Source organism: Streptococcus sp. HMSC10E12, assembly GCF_001807855.1.
Classification (GTDB): Bacteria; Bacillota; Bacilli; order Lactobacillales; family Streptococcaceae; genus Streptococcus; species Streptococcus salivarius.
This window is the reverse complement of the sequence record NZ_KV791094.1, coordinates 13,505-31,283: the sequence shown is the minus strand read 5'-3', so window position 1 is coordinate 31,283 and position 17,779 is coordinate 13,505. Positions and strand designations below refer to the sequence as shown.

Below are 17,779 nucleotides of genomic sequence, written 5' to 3'. Positions count from 1 at the left end.
GTCCAATCAGTGCCAATGGTACCCAAGAAGTTGGACACGAAGGCGAAGCGTTGGTTCAACCTGCAAATCCAGAGTACACAGGACCGATTAGTGCCAATGGAACACAAGAAGTAGGTCATGAGGGTGAAGCTTTGGTTCAACCTGTTGCCCCTGAATATACGGGCCCAATCAGTGCTAATGGTACCCAAGAAGTTGGTCATGAAGGTGAAGCCCTTGTTCAACCTGCCGCTCCAGAGTATACCGGCCCAATCAGTGCTAATGGCACGCAAGAAGTTGGTCATGAAGGTGAGGCAGCTGTTCAACCCGCTAATCCAGAGTACACAGGTTCAATCAGTAGCGATACTACAAGTGCTAACGGTACCCAAGAAGTTGGTCACGAGGGTGAAGCATGGGTCCAACCGGCTAATCCAGAGTACACTGGACCGATCAGTGCTAACGGTACCCAAGAAGTTGGTCACGAAGGCGAGGCAGTGGTTCAACCAGCTAACCCAGAGTACACCGGTCCAATCAGTGCCAATGGTACCCAAGAAGTTGGCCATGAAGGCGAAGCAGCTGTTCAACCTGCTAATCCAGACTATACTGGCAAACTGGAAGCTAAGGGTACACAAGAATCCGGTCATGAAGGTGAAGCCCTTGTTCAACCTACAAATCCAGAGTACACAGGCAAACTGGAAGCCAAGGGTACACAAGAATCAGGTCACGAAGGTGAGGCGGCTGTCCAACCCGAGAATCCTGTCCACACTCCAGTTGTTGGAAGTGTCACAGAGACTGAAACGCAAGCCATCGATTATCCTATCGAAGTTATCACTGATGATAGCAAGTATGTGGATGAAGAGGTTGTCGAGCAAGAAGGTCAAAAAGGTAGCCAAGAAATCCAGAAAATTTACCAAACCATTGATGGTGTCAAGGTTGGTGAGCCAACTATTGTATCAGGTAAGGTTATTGAGGTGCCACAACCTAGAAAGCTTCGTCGTGGCAGCAAACCTCTAGATGGAACAACGACGGAAGAGTCTATCGTAGAGCTTCCATTTAAAGAGATTGTCCAAGAAGATGATAGTCTTGAAAAGGGCACTCTAAAGGTTGTTCAAGAAGGTCAAAAAGGTCAAAATAAAATCACCAAAGTCTATAAGACCTATAAAGGGAATAAGACGTCTGAGGCACCAACTGTCACTGAAACCGTGCTAGTTCCTGTTCAAGATCGTATCGTTCACAAAGGGACCAAGGTGTCTGAAAAACCAGTGCTTACGCTAACACAGATTGACAAGGATGATTTGGGTCGTAGTGCTAAACTTAGCTATAACTTGACGAATCCAGGTTCAGCAGCTATCACGACTATTAAAGCGGTCCTCAAGCAAAACGGACAGATTGTACAAACGCTTGATATTCCTAGCACGACCTTGACTGCTGACCTAACAAACTTAGACTATTACAAGCCATATACCCTCACAACAACCATGACCTATGATCGTGGCAATGGTGAGGAGAATCAGGTTTTGGCAGACCAAACTCTCCAACTGGATCTCAAGAAGGTTGAGCTTAAAGATTTTGCACGTACAGATTTGATTAAGTATGACAATCAAACAGAAGTGGATGAGACTCGTCTGGCAGCTGTACCTCAGGATCTCACGAATTACTACTTGAAGATGACTTCTGCGGATCAGAAGACCACTTACTTGGCAGTAAAAGCCATCGAAGAAACAACGGTTGATGGCAAGGCGGTTTATAAGGTAACTGCAGCAGCGGATAATTTGGTTCAACGTGATGCCCAAAACCATTTTGCTCAAACCTATAGCTATTACATTGAGAAACCTCAGGCTAGTCAAGCCAATGTTTACTATGATTTTGCTGAGTTGGTCAATGCCATTCAGGCTAATCCTTCAGGTGAATTTAGGCTGGGTCAAAGTATGAGTGCTCGTCACGTCGTTCCAAACGGTAAATCATACATTACGACTGAATTTACTGGTAAGTTGCTCAGTGATGGTGATAAACGCTATGCCATCTATGATTTAGAGCATCCATTGTTTAATGTCATCAATGGCGGAACGATCAAGAATATCAACTTTGAAAATGTAGACATCAATCGCTCTGGTCAAAATCAAATCGCGACGGTTGGATTTAACCTTAAAAATAAAGGTCTGATTGAAGATGTTAAGGTGGCTGGTTCAGTGACTGGTAACAATGACGTTGCAGGTATTGTCAATAAGATTGATGAAGATGGCAAGATTGAAAATGTTGCCTTTATCGGTAAGATCAACTCTGTTGGTAATAACTCAACAGTTGGTGGGATTGCTGGTTCAAACTACATGGGATTCGTCAACAGAGCCTATGTCGATGCGACCATTACAGCTCAAAATGCCAACGCAAGTATGCTGGTGCCATTTGTCACTTACATGCTCAACAGTTGGAAATCAGGAACGAAGGCTAAGGTAACCAATTCAGTAGCTAAAGGTGTTCTTGATGTTAAAAACACAAGAAATGTCGGTGGTATTGTCGCTAAGACATGGCCTTACGGCGCTGTTCAAAATAATGTGACCTATGCTAAGGTTATCAAGGGCCAAGAAATCTTTGCTTCTAACGATGTCAATGATGAAGACGGTGGCCCATACATCAAAGATCTCTTTGGTGTTGTCGGCTATAGCTCGGCCGAAGATGGTACTGGTAAAGATACTAAGAGTCCGAATAAGCTCAAACATTTGACCAAGGAAGAAGCTGACAAGCGTGTTGAAGGTTACAACATCACAGCTGATACATTTGTTAGCGAGCCTTACGCGTTGAATACTCTTAACAATGTTTCTAGTCAAGCTGATTTTGCCAATATTCAAGACTATAAGCCAGAATACAAGCAGGCTTACAAGAATATTGAGAAATTCCAACCATTCTATAACAAGGATTATATTGTCTATCAAGCAAACAAACTGGCCAAGGACCACAACTTGAATACCAAAGAGGTGCTCTCAGTGACACCAATGAAAGACAGTAATTTTGTTACAGACCTAAGCGATGCTAACAAGATTATTGTTCACTATGCTGATGGAAGCAAAGACTACTTCAAGCTTTCAGAGAGTTCAGAAGGTTTGAGCAATGTTAAAGAGTACACTGTTGCTGATTTGGGTATCGCGTACACTCCAAATGTCGTTCAAAAAGACCACTCAAGTCTTATCAATGGTATTGTTGATATTCTTAAGCCGATTGAGTTGCAGTCTGATTCGATTTACCAAAAACTTGGTCGTACCGGTCCAAACAAGGTCAATGCTATCAAGAACCTCTTCTTGGAAGAAAGTTTTGAAGCTGTTAAGGCTAATTTAACTAACCTGGTGACTAAGCTGGTTCAAAATGAAGACCACCAGCTTAACCAATCACCAGCTGCCCAACAAATGATTCTTGACAAGGTTGAGAAAAATAAAGCGGCCCTCTTGTTAGGTTTGACTTACTTGAATCGCTACTATGGTGTGAAGTTTGATGATGTTAATATCAAGGAAATCATGCTCTTCAAACCAGATTTCTATGGTAAAAATGTGGATGTCCTTGACCGTTTGATTGAGATTGGCTCTAAGGAAAATAATATCAGTGGTTCAAGAACATACGATGCTTTTGGTGAAGTTCTTGCCAAAAATACCCTTTCTAGTGATCTGACCGACTTCCTTAATTACAACCGAAAACTCTTTACCACTATCGACAATATGAATGATTGGTTTATCGATGCTGCTAAGGATAAGGTCTACGTTGTTGAGAAGGCATCTCAAAATGAAGGTGTCGGTGAGCACAAGTATCGTGTTTATGATAACCTTAGTCGTGGTCTCCACCGCAAGATGATTTTGCCATTGTTGAACCTTGATAAGACAGAGATGTTCTTGATTTCTACCTATGACACCATGTCTTATGGTACGGCTAACAAGTACAATACAACCTTAGAGAAGTTGAAACCTGAGATTGATCTAGCCGCTCAACGTCAAATCAACTATCTTGATTTCTGGCAAAGATTGGCTGCGGATAATGTAAAAAACAAATTGTTCAAAGACATTGTCAATCCAGTCTGGGAAGGTTACTACGCCTGGGGTCATGGTTGGCCAGGTTGGCCAGAGCGCTACGGCCAATTCAAGAACAGTACAGAAGTCTATGCGCCAATCCGTGAAATCTATGGACCAGTCGGTGAGTACTATGGTGATAACGGAGCCATGGCCGGTGCCTATGCTGCCATCTACGACAATCCATACGATAATCGTGCCAAAGTTACCTTCGTCATGTCTAACATGATTAGCGAGTACGGTGCTTCGGCCTTCACTCATGAAACAACTCATATCAATGACCGTATTGCCTACTTTGGAGGCTTTGGTCGTCGTGAAGGAACAGACGTTGAAGCTTATGCCCAAGGGATGTTGCAATCACCAGCAACTCAGGGTCACCAGGGTGAATACGGTGCTTTAGGGCTTAACATGGCCTTTGAAAGAGAAAACGACGGTAAGCAGTGGTACAATACGAATCCAAACAAGTTGAAGTCGCGTGAAGCCATCGACCGTTACATGAAGGGCTACAATGACACCCTCATGCTTCTTGATTCGTTGGAAGGGGAAGCAGTCCTCAGTCAAGGCAAGCAAGAGCTCAATAACGCATGGTTCAAGAAGGTAGATAAACAGTTACGTGGTAACAGTAAAAACCAATACGACAAGGTGCGTGCTCTAAGTGATAGTGAAAAGGCTATTAACTTGACTTCTATTGATGACCTTGTAGATAATAACTTCATGACCAATCGTGGACCTGGAAATGGTGTTTATAAACCTGAGGATTTCTCTTCTGCCTATGTCAATGTACCTATGATGTCTGCCATTTATGGTGGTAATACCAGTGAGGGCTCTCCAGGTGCTATGTCCTTCAAGCATAATACTTTCAGACTCTGGGGTTACTACGGCTATGAGAAAGGCTTCCTAGGTTATGCGACTAACAAGTATAAACAAGAAGCTAAAGCGGCTGGTAAGAACACCCTTGGGGATGACTTTATCATTAACAAGATTTCTGATGGGAAGTTCAACTCATTAGAAGACTTCAAGAAGGCCTACTTCAAAGAAGTGAAAGAAAAAGCGTCCCATGGTTTGACGACAGTTACTATTGATGGTACATCAGTAAGTTCTTACGATGATTTGTTGACCTTGTTTAAAGCGGCAGTAGCCAAAGATGCTGCAAGTCTTAAAACAGATAATAACGGTAATAAATCTGTGTCAACAAGCCATACGACGAAACTCAAAGAAGCTGTCTATAAGAAACTCCTACAAGAGACAGATAGTTTCACAAGTTCTATTTTCAAATAATAGATGAAAAAATCCCTTTTGGTAAATACCAAAGGGATTTTTGAGTTTGTTCGAAAAAGGAGTAGTAAGGAGTCTCTATGTCAGTATTGGCAAGGGGTTGAGAGAACTGTGAGTTGAGTCGTTAAAAAATTTTTCTTTTTGAAGGGAGAGTATTTTGTATTTTAATAAATATCACCAAAACTAAAAAATAAGGTTAGGGTGATGAACGTTTTTAATGAAAAATGGTTTGATATGAAAGTATTTTGAAAATTATAGAACTAACAAAACAGAGGATTGTGGTAAATAAAAGCACGAACATTTTGATGTTTCAAAGGACTTAGATAAAAGTTTTAAATTAATATTCTCTAATGAAAGTTAAACTTTAGAACAATAATCATTATATATTTGACAATTTAATAATTATAGTATAAAATGGAAACTGTATATAAAGTAATTTGGATATTGAGGAAATTTATTATTATGAGAGATATGTTTAATAAACGCCAACGTTTTTCATTAAGAAAATACAGCTTTGGTGTAGCCTCTGTCCTTTTGGGAGTTTCAATCTTCTCAAATGCACAGGGTGCCCAAGCTGATGAAACGGTAGCACCAACTACCGCAGGTATGGAAACAACTGCTGAGCCAGATGTCGTCGTGGAGCAATCAACGCCAACAACAGCATCAGTAGCTCCAGCAACAACAGAAAACGCACCAAGCTCAGTCTCTACTGTGGCCTTGGCTAGTGAACAGCCACAATCAGCAGCTCAAGAAAGCCAAGCAACTTCAACAACTAGTCAAACAGCATCTAGTTCAGAAGCAGCTTCTCAGGCTGCATCGCAAGCGAGCTCTGAATCTGTAGCAGCGACTGCTTCATCTGTAGCGACTAGTGCACAAGCTCTTAGCTCAACAGCAGTAGCCGAAGCTCCTGTTGCTGGTCAAGTATCAGCACAAACAAGTGCAGCAGCTTCAGTTGCGACTGCAGCAGAAACTGCCAGCGCAGAGTCTACAACCAATGCTGTAAATAGCGTCCTTAAAGTGGCGACTAGTGAGTTGGCCGTGACAAGCAGTGAATTGAATGCTGCTGAAGCAAGCCTTAACTCTGAAAATCTCATCAATGCTATGGGACTTGCGGTATCAAACCGTAGTCTTCGTTCAGCTGATGCGGTTGCTGTTTTGACAAATGCTGGAGCAGGTTCAACAAACCCTGATTTGACAAACCTAGGCTACAAACTTGCCTATTTGCCAGAACGTCAACAATACTTTGTTAACATTGATTACATCAACAATCTTAGAGTTGGTCGTGATAATCGTGGGGTTATGAGACCTTATGACTACATTACAAATGGTAACTATATGGTTGTCGTTAACTATGCCAACCTTGGTATTATTGACTACGTTGATGAAGCAGGAAACAAGATTCCTGGATCTTCAACATACCGTATCAACAACTCAACTGAAACAATCACTGCAAACGGTAGGACTTACAATAAGATCTACGATGCGGGTATAACAGAGCTTCCTCCAGTACCAGCAGGTTATCGTATCAAGTATGCGTCTGCTGACAAATCTAAAGCTAATGCTTACGTAGATGTCTTAAAATCAGAACGTCAATATGACTATACAAATGGTATTGCAACCATTCGCTCAGATCGTACTTGGGACTTTAACCAAAGTCGTGTTGTTGACCTTGTTCAATTTGCTAATGGTTCACAAGGTTTGGATGCTTCGATTGATGCCAATGGCGGTGGTCAATACCTAGCTCCTGGTTACCGTTACCACATTATCGTTGAAAAAGACACTAAAGATGTCACAAAAGCAACAAGTCAAACAGTAACTTACACTGGTGCTGATACGAAGACACCAGCTGCTAACACTCAAAATGACTTTAGCTTCAACGGTAAAGAAGATCCTACAACTAATACAACAACTTGGACTGAAACGACTCACACTTATGGAACAGTCAAAACTCCAGTTGTTACTGGTTACTATGCTGATAAAGCCGTAGCAGGTGGCAAGACAGTTACTCCAGATGCACCAAATGCTACAGATACAGTTACTTACAAGGCCTTTGGTAAGTTCATTGCTGTGGATGAAAATGGCAGTCCAATTCCAGGTGTATCAACAACTGCCTACACTAACGATCCTAATGATGCGACTAAGATGATTGCCATCGACAAGACGCTTCCAAGTATTCCTGGTTACACTGTTAAGGTTGTCCCTGCATCACCATCAAATCCAGGTGAAGACACTCGTGTCGTTTACGTAGCAATCGTTAACGATGTGACTAAGGCTACTAAACAAACGGTTACCTTCCAAGGTGCAGGCGATAAAACTCCAGCTGCAGATGTGAAATCTGACTATACCTTTGCAGGTAAGGATAACCAAGCGACTGGTAAGGTGACTTGGAATGAAACTAGCCACACTTACGGTACAGTTAAGGTTCCTGTTGTTAATGGTTACTTTGCAGATAAAGCGGTAGCAGGTGGTAAGACAGTAACTCCAGATGCTCCAGAAGCAACTGACACCGTAACTTATAAGGCTTTTGGTAAATTTGTCATTGTCGATGAAAATGGTAAGCCAATTGCAGGTGTCTCTGATACTGCCTACATCAATGATCCTAACGATCCAACTAAGATGATTGCAGTTGACAAGAACTTGCCAACTATCCCAGGTTACACTGCTAAGGTAGTACCTGCAACACCAGGTGACTTGTCTAGCGATACTAAGGTTGTTTACGTTAAGAATGATCAAAAAGCAAGTGTTGTTTACCGTGATGAAACAAGTGGTTCAACCCTTGAAACTGTTGCTTTGGCTGGTAAGTCTGGTGAAGCGGTTAACTATTCAACAGCTGAACGTATCAAACACTATCAAGACCTTGGCTATGTCCTTGTAACAGATGGTTACCCAGCTGGTGCAAGCTTTGACTTGGATAGCACAGTTGACCAAGCTTGGACAGTAAGCTTCAAACGTGTAGCACTTGACTTTAATCCAGACAATGCTCACGAACCAGGAACACCAATCTATCCTAACCAACCAAACGGTCCAAAATGGCCAGCTAAGGATGCTTACCTTAAAGATGTGACATATACTGTTCACTATGCAAGCAAAGATAGCAATGCTAAATTGCCAGCAGACAGTGTTCAGAAAGCACAATGGAAACGTTCATTGACGCTTGACTCTGTAACAGGTGATATTCTTACTGCAGGTGAATGGAAGGCAGATAAGACTAAGTTTGATCTCGTGATTACACCAATGGTTAACGGTTACTTCGCAGATAAAGGTCGTGTGGCTTCTCAAGATGTCACTATGGACAGCAAGGTTGAAACGGTTACTTACACTAAATTTGGTAAGATTATTGCCGTTGACGAAAAAGGGAATCCAATCCCAGGTGTTGAAGCAGTTACTTACACAAATGATCCTAACGATCCAACTAAGGCTGCTATGACACTTGTTCCTGAAGTGAAAGGTTACAAGGCTGATAAGACTGGTGTGACACCAAGCAACCCTGGTGAAGATACAAAGGTTGTTTACAAGGTGGTTAATGCAGAACCTGCTAAACCGGCAGTTAACAAAGAAGTTGGTACTATCGTTGTTATCTACCGTGACGAGTATGGTAACCAAATCAAGATGCCACTTGTGATCACTAACTCTGTTGGTTCAGAAGTTAATGTTCATGGTGACCGTTACATCTACCGTAACGGTGTGAAATATGAATTGATCCGTCAAGAAGGTAAATCTACAGACAAGATGACAGAAGGTCAAACAATCGTAACTTACATCTACCGTAAGGTCGAAGATGGCTCAACACCTTCAAATGGCAATGGTGGTCAATCTGGAAGCTCAACTTCTAAAGCTGTAAAAGCAACTTCAAACGGTTCTAAAGGATCTAAGGGTTCTGGATCTGGATCAGCAGCTGATGGCGCTTCAGACGGTAAAGGTTCAGATAAGAAGAAATCTGGAAATAAAGATGGTAAGAAGGCAGATGGTTCTGATAAAGCTAAAGAAGGCGATGAACAATTGCCAGTAACAGGTGAGTCAGATAATAACCTTGCAGCAATGGGTGTTGTTGTCATGGGACTCATGTCAGGACTTGCGGCTATGAATCGTCGTAAAAACCAAGACTAAGATTTCCACACCTTATCTCTCATAAAATCCAAAAATAAAATCTCTCTCGAGTGTGATTGCTCGGGAGAGATTTTTTGTTTGTGGATAAAATTCACGGAATCTCCCAAGGTTTGTGAATCTTTTAAGCAGTATTTAGCTTGATAAGGTACAATAGAGTAAGACAAAACGAATGAGGAGACTGTCATGAAGTTTTTACATACGTCAGATTGGCATGTGGGGCGAACCCTCAATGGCTGGTCTTTGTTGGAGGAGCAGGCGTGGGCCTTTCAACAGATTGTGGATTTGGCTATTAGCGAAAAAGTGGATGGGGTTATCATTGCGGGAGACCTCTATGACCGTGCGGTGCCCCCTGTGGATGCGATTAAGCTTTTTAATAAGACCTTGGCCCGCTTAGTACTGGAGGAACAGATTCCTGTCTATGCTATCAGTGGTAATCATGATGGAGCTGAACGTTTGCATTTTGGGCGTGACTTCTTTCAACCTCAGGGCCTTCATTTAAGCACACGTTTGGAGGAGGCTTTTGAGCCTATTGAGTTGGAGGATTGCCAGATTTTCCTGCTGCCTTTTATCGATCCTATTGATGCTCGTATTTACTATAAGGACGATGAGGATAAGGAAATTCAGGGGATTTGTGATGCCTTGGGCTACATTATTGAAGATATGGAAAAAGCTTTTGATCCTGAAAAAGCCCATATTTTGGTGACGCATTTTGCGGTTTCTAAGAAGGATGATAGCGATGGTCAAAGTCTACGGGAATTGATGTTGTCTGAAACTAGCAATACGGTAGGTGGCCTTACCAATGTGACCAGTGACCTTTTCAAGGCTTTCGATTATGTGGCCTTGGGGCATATCCATACGCGTTTTGCCAGTCCGAACCAGCGCGTGCAATATTCAGGCAGTCCGGTTGCCTTTAATGTAAAAGAAGCCAAGCGTAAGGAAGAAAAAGGCGTTTATATTCTTGACTTGGATGCAACTGGAGACTTGTCTCAGACCTTCCATCCTCTAGAAGTCAAACGACCGATTGTGGCCTTGCAGGCGTCTTTTGAAACCTTGATGTCACCTGAATTTTATAAGGAGCAGCCTTGTCAAAAGGCTTGGTTTGCCTTTGATATTCAATTGTCCAGTCGTAAGGAATTAGAGGGCATCAATGTGCGTGCCCGTCTGGAAGAGATTTATGGGACAGACATTGTAGAAATCACTTTCAGTCGTTTGGGTGATGTCAGGGAAGAAAGCTTGACTGTAGATCAGCACTTAAAAGATTTGGAAATGCAGTCGCCTCAGGAAATTGTCTCTGATTTTTACCAGACAGTGACTGGGGGCGATGTCTTGTCTGAGAGACAAACTGCCCTTGTGGAAAGTATTTTTGAGGAGATTGGAAGGAGTGGACAATGAGACCAGTTCAGTTAGAATTGACCAATTTTGGACCTTATCGTAAGGAAGTCATCAATTTCACCCAGTTTGACCACGCTCCCCTCTTTTTGATTGGTGGGGACACGGGGGCTGGTAAGAGTACCCTCTTTGATGCCATGACGGTTGCCTTGTTTGCGACGACCAGTGGCGACCGCAATGTTGAAGAGATGCGGTCAACCTTCGCTGGTCCAGAGGACGATCTGACTAAGGTGACTTTCTACTTCCAACAGGGCCAGCACCTTTATCGCATTGAGCGAGTTCTCCAGCAGGAGAGGGCCAAGCGGGGTGGTGGTACGACCATTCAAAAAGCAACGGCTTCACTGGTTATTGTGGATAAGATTGATGGTCAAGAAATTGAAAAGCTTGGGGATAAAATCAAGGAAGTGAGTGACCAGATTGAGCAGATTTTGGGTCTCAATGCCGAGCAGTTCAAACAGATTATCCTCCTTCCGCAAAATGATTTTAGCCGTTTCTTGAAAGAAGATTCCAAGACCAAGACTCAAATTTTGAAGAAAATCTTTGGAACAGGTATTTTTGACCGTTTTCAAAAGAGTTTGGAAGAGCGTCTTCGTCAGAGCAACAAGGATATGGAGAAGCGCCAAGCTCAGCTAGATGGCCATTTTACCAGTCAGGTTTGGTCTGAGGAAGAATTAGCTGTCTTAGCCCAAACCCCAGCTTCTGAAAAATTGGCACGTCTTGAAGACCTTTTGGCACAACGTCAAGATAATCTTGAAGAGCAGAAAAGCATTTTGAAGGATGCCCATGAGGACTTGGCTAAGCTACAAAAGAGCTTGCAAAGTGCTCAAGATGTGGCAAAGATTTTCCAAGAATTGGAGCAAGCCAAGGAGCGTTACCGTCTAGAAATTGAGGAAGGGGCTCAGGAACAGGCAGAAGCGAAATCGCATCTGGAGGAATTGCAGTTTGCCCAAGGATTACAGGAAACTATTAGCAGCTTGAAGCAGTATCAGAAGCAGTTGTTGCAAGTAGAGCAAGACCTTGAAATTGCTCAGGAGGAATTAAAGGCTCAGGAGCAGGCTTTTGAGGAAGTCAAGGCTCAAAAAGAGGCGTTTGCAACCCAATCTGAGGATTTTCTTCAAAAAGAAGAGAAACTGGAAGCATGGAAAGAGGCTATTATCTATGCCCAGAGTCTTGTCCAAGAGCAGGAGAAAATCAAACAGTCGAGTGCTAACTACAAGAGGTTAGAAGAAACCTATCAGCAGGCTTCGAAAGAGATTGAGCTCCTTTCCCAGTCCTTGTCAGATTTGGAGGCTAATCGTCTTAGTTTAGAGAGTTTACATGAGGCTGAAAAACTCCTCCAGTCTGTGGGCTACAGTGTGGATAAGCAGCTGGCTCAGGATCTAAAAGAATTAGAGGGCTTGAATCAGGAGTTGGCAAAGACCGAAAAACGTCATCAAACCTTATCTTTGGATAGTGACCAAGCTCAAGAAATCTTAAATGAATTGGAAGAGAAGTTAAGAACGACTTTGGCTTCACGTCGTCAACTCATGATTGCCCAGTTGCAGGCAGAATTAGAGGATGGACAGCCCTGTATGGTCTGTGGTTCCTTGGATCATCCTAAGGTCGATGGGACACAGGCTGATGAAGCGGCCTTGAAGGACCTCATGGATCAGGTGGAGGTGCTTCAAGCTCAAAAAGAAAAGCAAGTGGCTACCTTGTCAAATCGTCAAGCTACCTTGAGAGAAGTTGAGACTAACCGCAAAGGTCTGCTTGACCAAGTGGCTAAAGTCAAGCTAGCTCTCGAAAAACACTATCTAGAACTCCAAGAGCAAGTTAAGGGACAATTTGATTTTGATTTTTCAGAGGACTATGAAGCAGACTGTGGACAAACCTTACTCCGAAAGGTTGAACAGTATTATCAAGAACTACACAAACGCTTTGATAAGGAAGAGGCAGATCGTCTCCATTATCAAGATGAATTAGCCAAGGCTCAGGAAAAATCGATAGATTTGGCTAAAGCCTATCAAGAGGCTAAGGCGGCGCTTGACCAAGCTAAGGAACGTCTTAAGGAGTTACAAGAAGCTCATCAAGAGCTTGAATCTGTTGAGGTTTATCAAGAACGTATTTCCCTAGCAAAGCAGGAGTTGGACCTCTACAATAAGCAAGTCAAGGAAAATAGTGAAGCCTACAACCAACTTCATGCTGACATTCAAGGCATCAAGGGGCAACTTGAGAGCCTAACCAAGTCTAAAGAAAATGCTAGCCAAGCAACTAAGCGTTTATCGGCTGAACTAGACCAAAGTCTTATGGCTGAAGGGGGCCTCACCAATGACCTAGAGCAAATCCAGCTTTGGCTTCTTGAGGTGAACAAGCAAGCGATTCCTAAGCTCCAGGCTCAATTGACAAGCTACCAAACTCTTAAACAAGAGTTGAAGGCGCAGATTGTCAAGGGTCAAGAGCTTATCAAAGACCAAGAAAAGCCGGATCTTGGCAATCTAACACAAGCAGTAGAGGATTGTCAGGAGAGCTATGATAAGCAACTGGCTCAGGTTTCTGTCATGGAGCAGGGGCTTAAGGATGCAACGGCTACCTACCAAGCGGCCAAAACCCTTCAAGACAGTAATCAAGAGGCCTTTAAAGCTCACCAAGAACTCAGTGATTTGGTCAAGGTGGTTAAGGGAGAAAATACGGCTCTCACTGGGCGACTCAATCTTGAAGTCTATGTTATCCGTCAGTATTTCCAACAAATCTTGGACTATGCCAATGCTAACTACATCGGTCTCTTAACGGATAACCGCTATTCCTTTGTTCTGAGTGAAGAAGGGCGTAGGGCGCGTGATCACTTCGGCTTAGACATCAACGTCTATGACCAGCTGACAGGTAGCGAGCGTTCCGTCAAATCCTTGTCTGGAGGAGAAACCTTTATCGCCGCACTAGCTATTGCTCTATCCCTCTCAGAAGTCGTCCAAAATACCAGCAAGGGTGCCGTTGTTGAAGCCCTCTTCATCGACGAAGGTTTCGGGTCGCTAGACAAGGAAGCCCTCACCAAGGCTATCTCTGTCCTAGAACAAATCGGTGAAAACCGCATGGTCGGTGTCATCAGCCACGTGGACGACATGAAAGAAGGCATCGCTCAGCAACTAGCTATCATTAAGTCACACGATGGTAGTAGCCGTATTAAAATTGTGGATAAAGGGTAGGAGAAGTCAAGGGGTTAAGAACTCTCGTCAAAACGTTTTAATTATTCTAAGAGATAGTTTCTCATCGGAGCTATCTCTTTTTCTATCCACTTATTTCAATCTTCCTAACTATCAGTGTTTTTTCTGAAAATAAAAGGAAATTAGTTTGAAAAAAACCTCTCATAAAAAAGCTAATCTATTAGAAAATTAAGTGATACTATGGTATAATTTAATATGGTTAAGTCTCGATAAAAGCAAGGAAAAAGTGTATAGAGTGTGTTTTAGGTCCCTATCTCTTGCGACCTTTAACTTGTTATTAAACTTCTTAGACTTTTTCTGGAAAGCTTGCGACAGTTTGAGACAGAAAAAGCAAAAAATGATACAAGCTAGAAAAAATAAGAAATAAAAAATGACAGAAAAAATTTCCGTAATTATTCCCGTTTATAACGTAGAAAATCAACTCCAGACCTGTCTAGACAGTGTCTTGGGGCAGACCTATCAAAATCTTGAAATCATCCTCATCAATTATGGCTCAACAGACAATAGTGATGCCATTTGCCGTAGCTATGCTGCTAGGGATTCTCGCATTCTCTATTTCAAAAAGGATAATGGAGGGCTTTCAGATGCTCGACATATTGGTATTCGTCAGGCTAAGGGAGCTTACGTTACCTACGTGGATGCTGAGGATTGGGTAGAGCCGACTTATCTGGAGGAGCTCTATCAGGCACTTCAGGCTCACAAAGCGGATATCGCAGTCGCCAATTACAGTGTTTATAAGGAATCGGAAGATCGCTTTTATTTTTACATCAAGGACGAAGATTATTACGAGCAGGTGTATTCACCCGCTCAGATTATTGATGGACTCTTTGAAGAAACCAATAACATCAACATCGCCCTAATTTCTGCGACAGGTAAACTCTACAAACATTCCTTGTTTAATGACTTGCTCTTTCCAAAAGAGCATGCAGGGGAGGATGGCTTTTTCAATCTTAAAGCCTATCTCATGAGTGAGCGTACGGTTTACCTCAACAAGGGACTTTATGTTTATCGTGAGAGTCCAGAGATGCCATCGGCGACATGGATGCAAGATTGGATGATGACCTTGGTTTATGCCATGGAGGAGCGCTTGGCTATTGTTGCTAGCCATGGTTTCCCTCTGGAAAAATACATGGTTACCTACCGTCAGATGCTAGAGGCTTGTTTGAAAAATGTAGAGGAGCAAGGTCTCACAGATTCTGATGCCTACCGCTCCATTCAGGAAAAATTCCAGGTCTTGAGCTTGGCTCCTCAACGTTATGAGACTAAGAAGCGTGCCGTTGTTCTAGCAGTCAACTATGCTTATGTTGACCAAGTGCTTACGACCATCAAATCTATCGTTTTCCATCATCGCAATATTCGTTTTTACTTGATTAACGATGATTTTTCTCAAGAGTGGTTTAGAGGACTTAACCGTCATCTGGCTGCCTTTGGTAGTGAAGTGATTAACTGTCGTGTGGATAGTAGTCAGATCAAGCAATACAAGACCAATAGCAACTATGCAAGTTATCTTCGCTATTTTGTGGCGGACTTTGTGTCTGAGGAACGAGCCCTCTATTTGGATAGTGACATGGTGGTTACAGGTTCTCTAGAGGACCTCTTTACCCTTGATTTACAAGGTCGTCCTTTGGCTGCCGTGCGTGATTATGCTATTCAGGTTCAGGACCGCCAGGCTATGTTTGATGCAGGTTTCATGGTGATTGATACAGCTTATTGGAAACAGTACAATATGATACGCCACTTGATTGACATGACCAGCGAATGGCATGATAAGGTTCCGTTTGCGGAGCAGTCCATTCTAAATATGGTCTTCCGTAACAACTGGTTGCCTTTGTCTTTTGATAACAATTATGCGGTCACCAAGTCTAGTCTAGCTGGTTTCCATTTGCCAAATGGTCAAGACTATCCTAAGGTTCTGCATTATGCCTCACACCGTAAGCCTTGGTTGCCTTTAGCCTGCCAAGCCTATCGTGAGGTCTGGTGGTTCTATGCTCAAATGGATTGGTCAGGGGTCGCTGAAAATGCTACTTTATCACCACTTTCAGAGGACATGATTTATCCTAAGGGCCGTCCATTCACGTGCTTGGTCTACACCAACATTTCGGAAATTCCGCATTTGACGGATCTTATCTCGGCTCTTCCTAAGGTACAGTTTAAAATTGCCTCTCGCCAGCATGTGACAGATAAACTGGCTCAATTGATCACCTATCCAAATGTGACGGTCTACTCAGCCATTGCGGGTCTAAATGGACTAGATTTGGAATTGGTGCGAACCAGTGACTTGCTTTTGGATATCAATCCAGGAAGAAAGGTAGTGGAGATTCTTGATGCTTTTAGGTTTGAAAATAAACCAATTTTAGGGTTTGAGGACCTCAAGTCAACCAAGCATAACCAACAAACCTACTCAAGAGATCGTTGGAAAGAGATGGCTGAGACCATTCGCCAAATGCGTAAGAAGAGCCTGTAATCCTTTGTTTGGATAAGTAGGCTGAAATGGAGTCTCTGTCTCGTTTCAATCGAAATAACATCAGCCTGTCTATGGGCAGGAAATAGGAGTAATAGTGAAAAAAATTAGTCAATCGATAATCACCAAACGTGTCTTATGGACCCTCTTTTTCCTCTTTATTTATTGTTTGGGAAATCAATTGGTTCTACCGTTTGTAGATTTGAAAAATGCAAATATCTTTGGGGGAGCCATCGGTTCCTTGGCTTTCTCTAGTGCCATGATGGGTGGAAACCTCAGGTCCATGTCTCTTTTTTCAGTGGGCTTGTCGCCCTGGATGTCGGCCATGATTCTCTGGCAGATGTTTTCTTTCTCTAAGAAAATGGGCTTGAAAAATCTCCCTATTGAGATTCAGGACCGTAGACGCATGTATTTGGCCCTAGGGATTGCCATTGTTCAATCTTTGGCAGTATCCTTGAATTTACCTATCGTTTCAGGGGTTAATGCTAGTCTCGCTATTTTCATGAATACCATTTTATTGATTGCGGGGACCTTTTTCTTGGTTTGGCTATCAGACCTCAACTCCCTCTTTGGGATTGGTGGCTCCATTGTCATCTTGATGGCAAGTATGATGGCCAATCTGCCTTATCAAATCATGGATAGCATTGAAAAATTAGGTATTGGTTGGAATGTCTTACTTCCTCTGATTCTGTTCAGTTTAGTATTCCTCTATGTTTCAGGGGTTGTGCAGAGGGCTAGATACCGCATCTCAATCAATAAAATCAATATTCATAACCGCTTCAAACAGTATTCTTACTTGGATATTATGTTGAATCCAGCTGGAGGGATGCCTTTCATGTATGCCATGTCCCTAGTCAGCATTCCGCAGTACGTCTTTATGCTGATTCAATTTATCCATCCTGAAAACAAGTGGACCAGTGGTGCCATCAAGGCCTTGACGGTCGGTCAACCTCTTTGGTTGGTTGTTTACCTGGTCATGCTCTTCGTTCTAGGGTTAGCCTTTGCCTTTGTTAATGTCTCTGGTGAGCAAATCTCTGAGCGTATGCGCAAGTCAGGTGAGTACATCTACGGCGTTTATCCAGGACAAGAAACCAGTTCCTATATCAACCATTTGGTCCTTAGACTTGGTTTCATCGGTGCCCTTTATATGCTCTTTATGGCAGGTGCTCCGATGCTCATTATCTTGGTCAATCCAGATTACCTGCAGCTTAGTATGATTCCTGGGACATTCTTGATTTTTAGCGGTATGATTTACAACGTTAACGAGGAAATGAAAGCCTTGAAGCTTAACACTTCCTATACCCCACTTTTTGAAAATGTATAAT

General features: G+C 42.8%; 6 protein-coding genes. All 6 read left to right on the top strand.

Features of this window, described 5'->3' with window-relative positions; translation table 11 throughout:
- Positions 1-5,303 (top strand): ZmpA/ZmpB/ZmpC family metallo-endopeptidase (locus HMPREF3112_RS06135; protein WP_083278150.1); only part of this gene is annotated, 5,303 nt, incomplete at its 5' end.
- 459 nt (positions 5,304-5,762) lie between these two features.
- Positions 5,763-9,407, top strand: coding sequence for a mucin-binding protein (locus tag HMPREF3112_RS06130; RefSeq protein WP_070438678.1), 3,645 nt, complete (start codon positions 5,763-5,765; stop codon positions 9,405-9,407).
- A 183-nt stretch (positions 9,408-9,590) separates the two neighbouring features.
- The gene (locus HMPREF3112_RS06125) at positions 9,591-10,799 is read left to right on the top strand and encodes an exonuclease SbcCD subunit D (RefSeq protein ID WP_070438675.1); all 1,209 of its coding nucleotides are present in this window, start codon (positions 9,591-9,593) and stop codon (positions 10,797-10,799) included.
- The gene (locus tag HMPREF3112_RS06120; protein ID WP_070438672.1) at positions 10,796-13,975 is read left to right on the top strand and encodes an AAA family ATPase; all 3,180 of its coding nucleotides are present in this window, start codon (positions 10,796-10,798) and stop codon (positions 13,973-13,975) included. Before HMPREF3112_RS06125 ends, HMPREF3112_RS06120 begins: the two co-directional genes overlap by 4 nt.
- Positions 13,976-14,363: 388 nt before the next feature.
- The gene (locus HMPREF3112_RS06115; RefSeq protein WP_022496485.1) at positions 14,364-16,457 is read left to right on the top strand and encodes a glycosyltransferase; all 2,094 of its coding nucleotides are present in this window, start codon (positions 14,364-14,366) and stop codon (positions 16,455-16,457) included.
- A 94-nt stretch (positions 16,458-16,551) separates the two neighbouring features.
- Entirely contained in the window at positions 16,552-17,778 is a 1,227-nt protein-coding gene (gene secY2, locus HMPREF3112_RS06110; protein WP_070438669.1) for an accessory Sec system protein translocase subunit SecY2, read from the top strand.
- Position 17,779: the final 1 nt, after the last annotated feature.

Excerpts from the sequence above, each read along its gene's own strand:
- HMPREF3112_RS06120 (WP_070438672.1), top strand. The coding sequence starts at position 10,796 with ATGAGACCAGTTCAGTTAGAATTGACCAATTTTGGACCTTATCGTAAG.
- HMPREF3112_RS06130 (WP_070438678.1), top strand. The coding sequence starts at position 5,763 with ATGAGAGATATGTTTAATAAACGCCAACGTTTTTCATTAAGAAAATAC.
- HMPREF3112_RS06125 (WP_070438675.1), top strand. The coding sequence starts at position 9,591 with ATGAAGTTTTTACATACGTCAGATTGGCATGTGGGGCGAACCCTCAAT.
- HMPREF3112_RS06115 (WP_022496485.1), top strand. The coding sequence starts at position 14,364 with ATGACAGAAAAAATTTCCGTAATTATTCCCGTTTATAACGTAGAAAAT.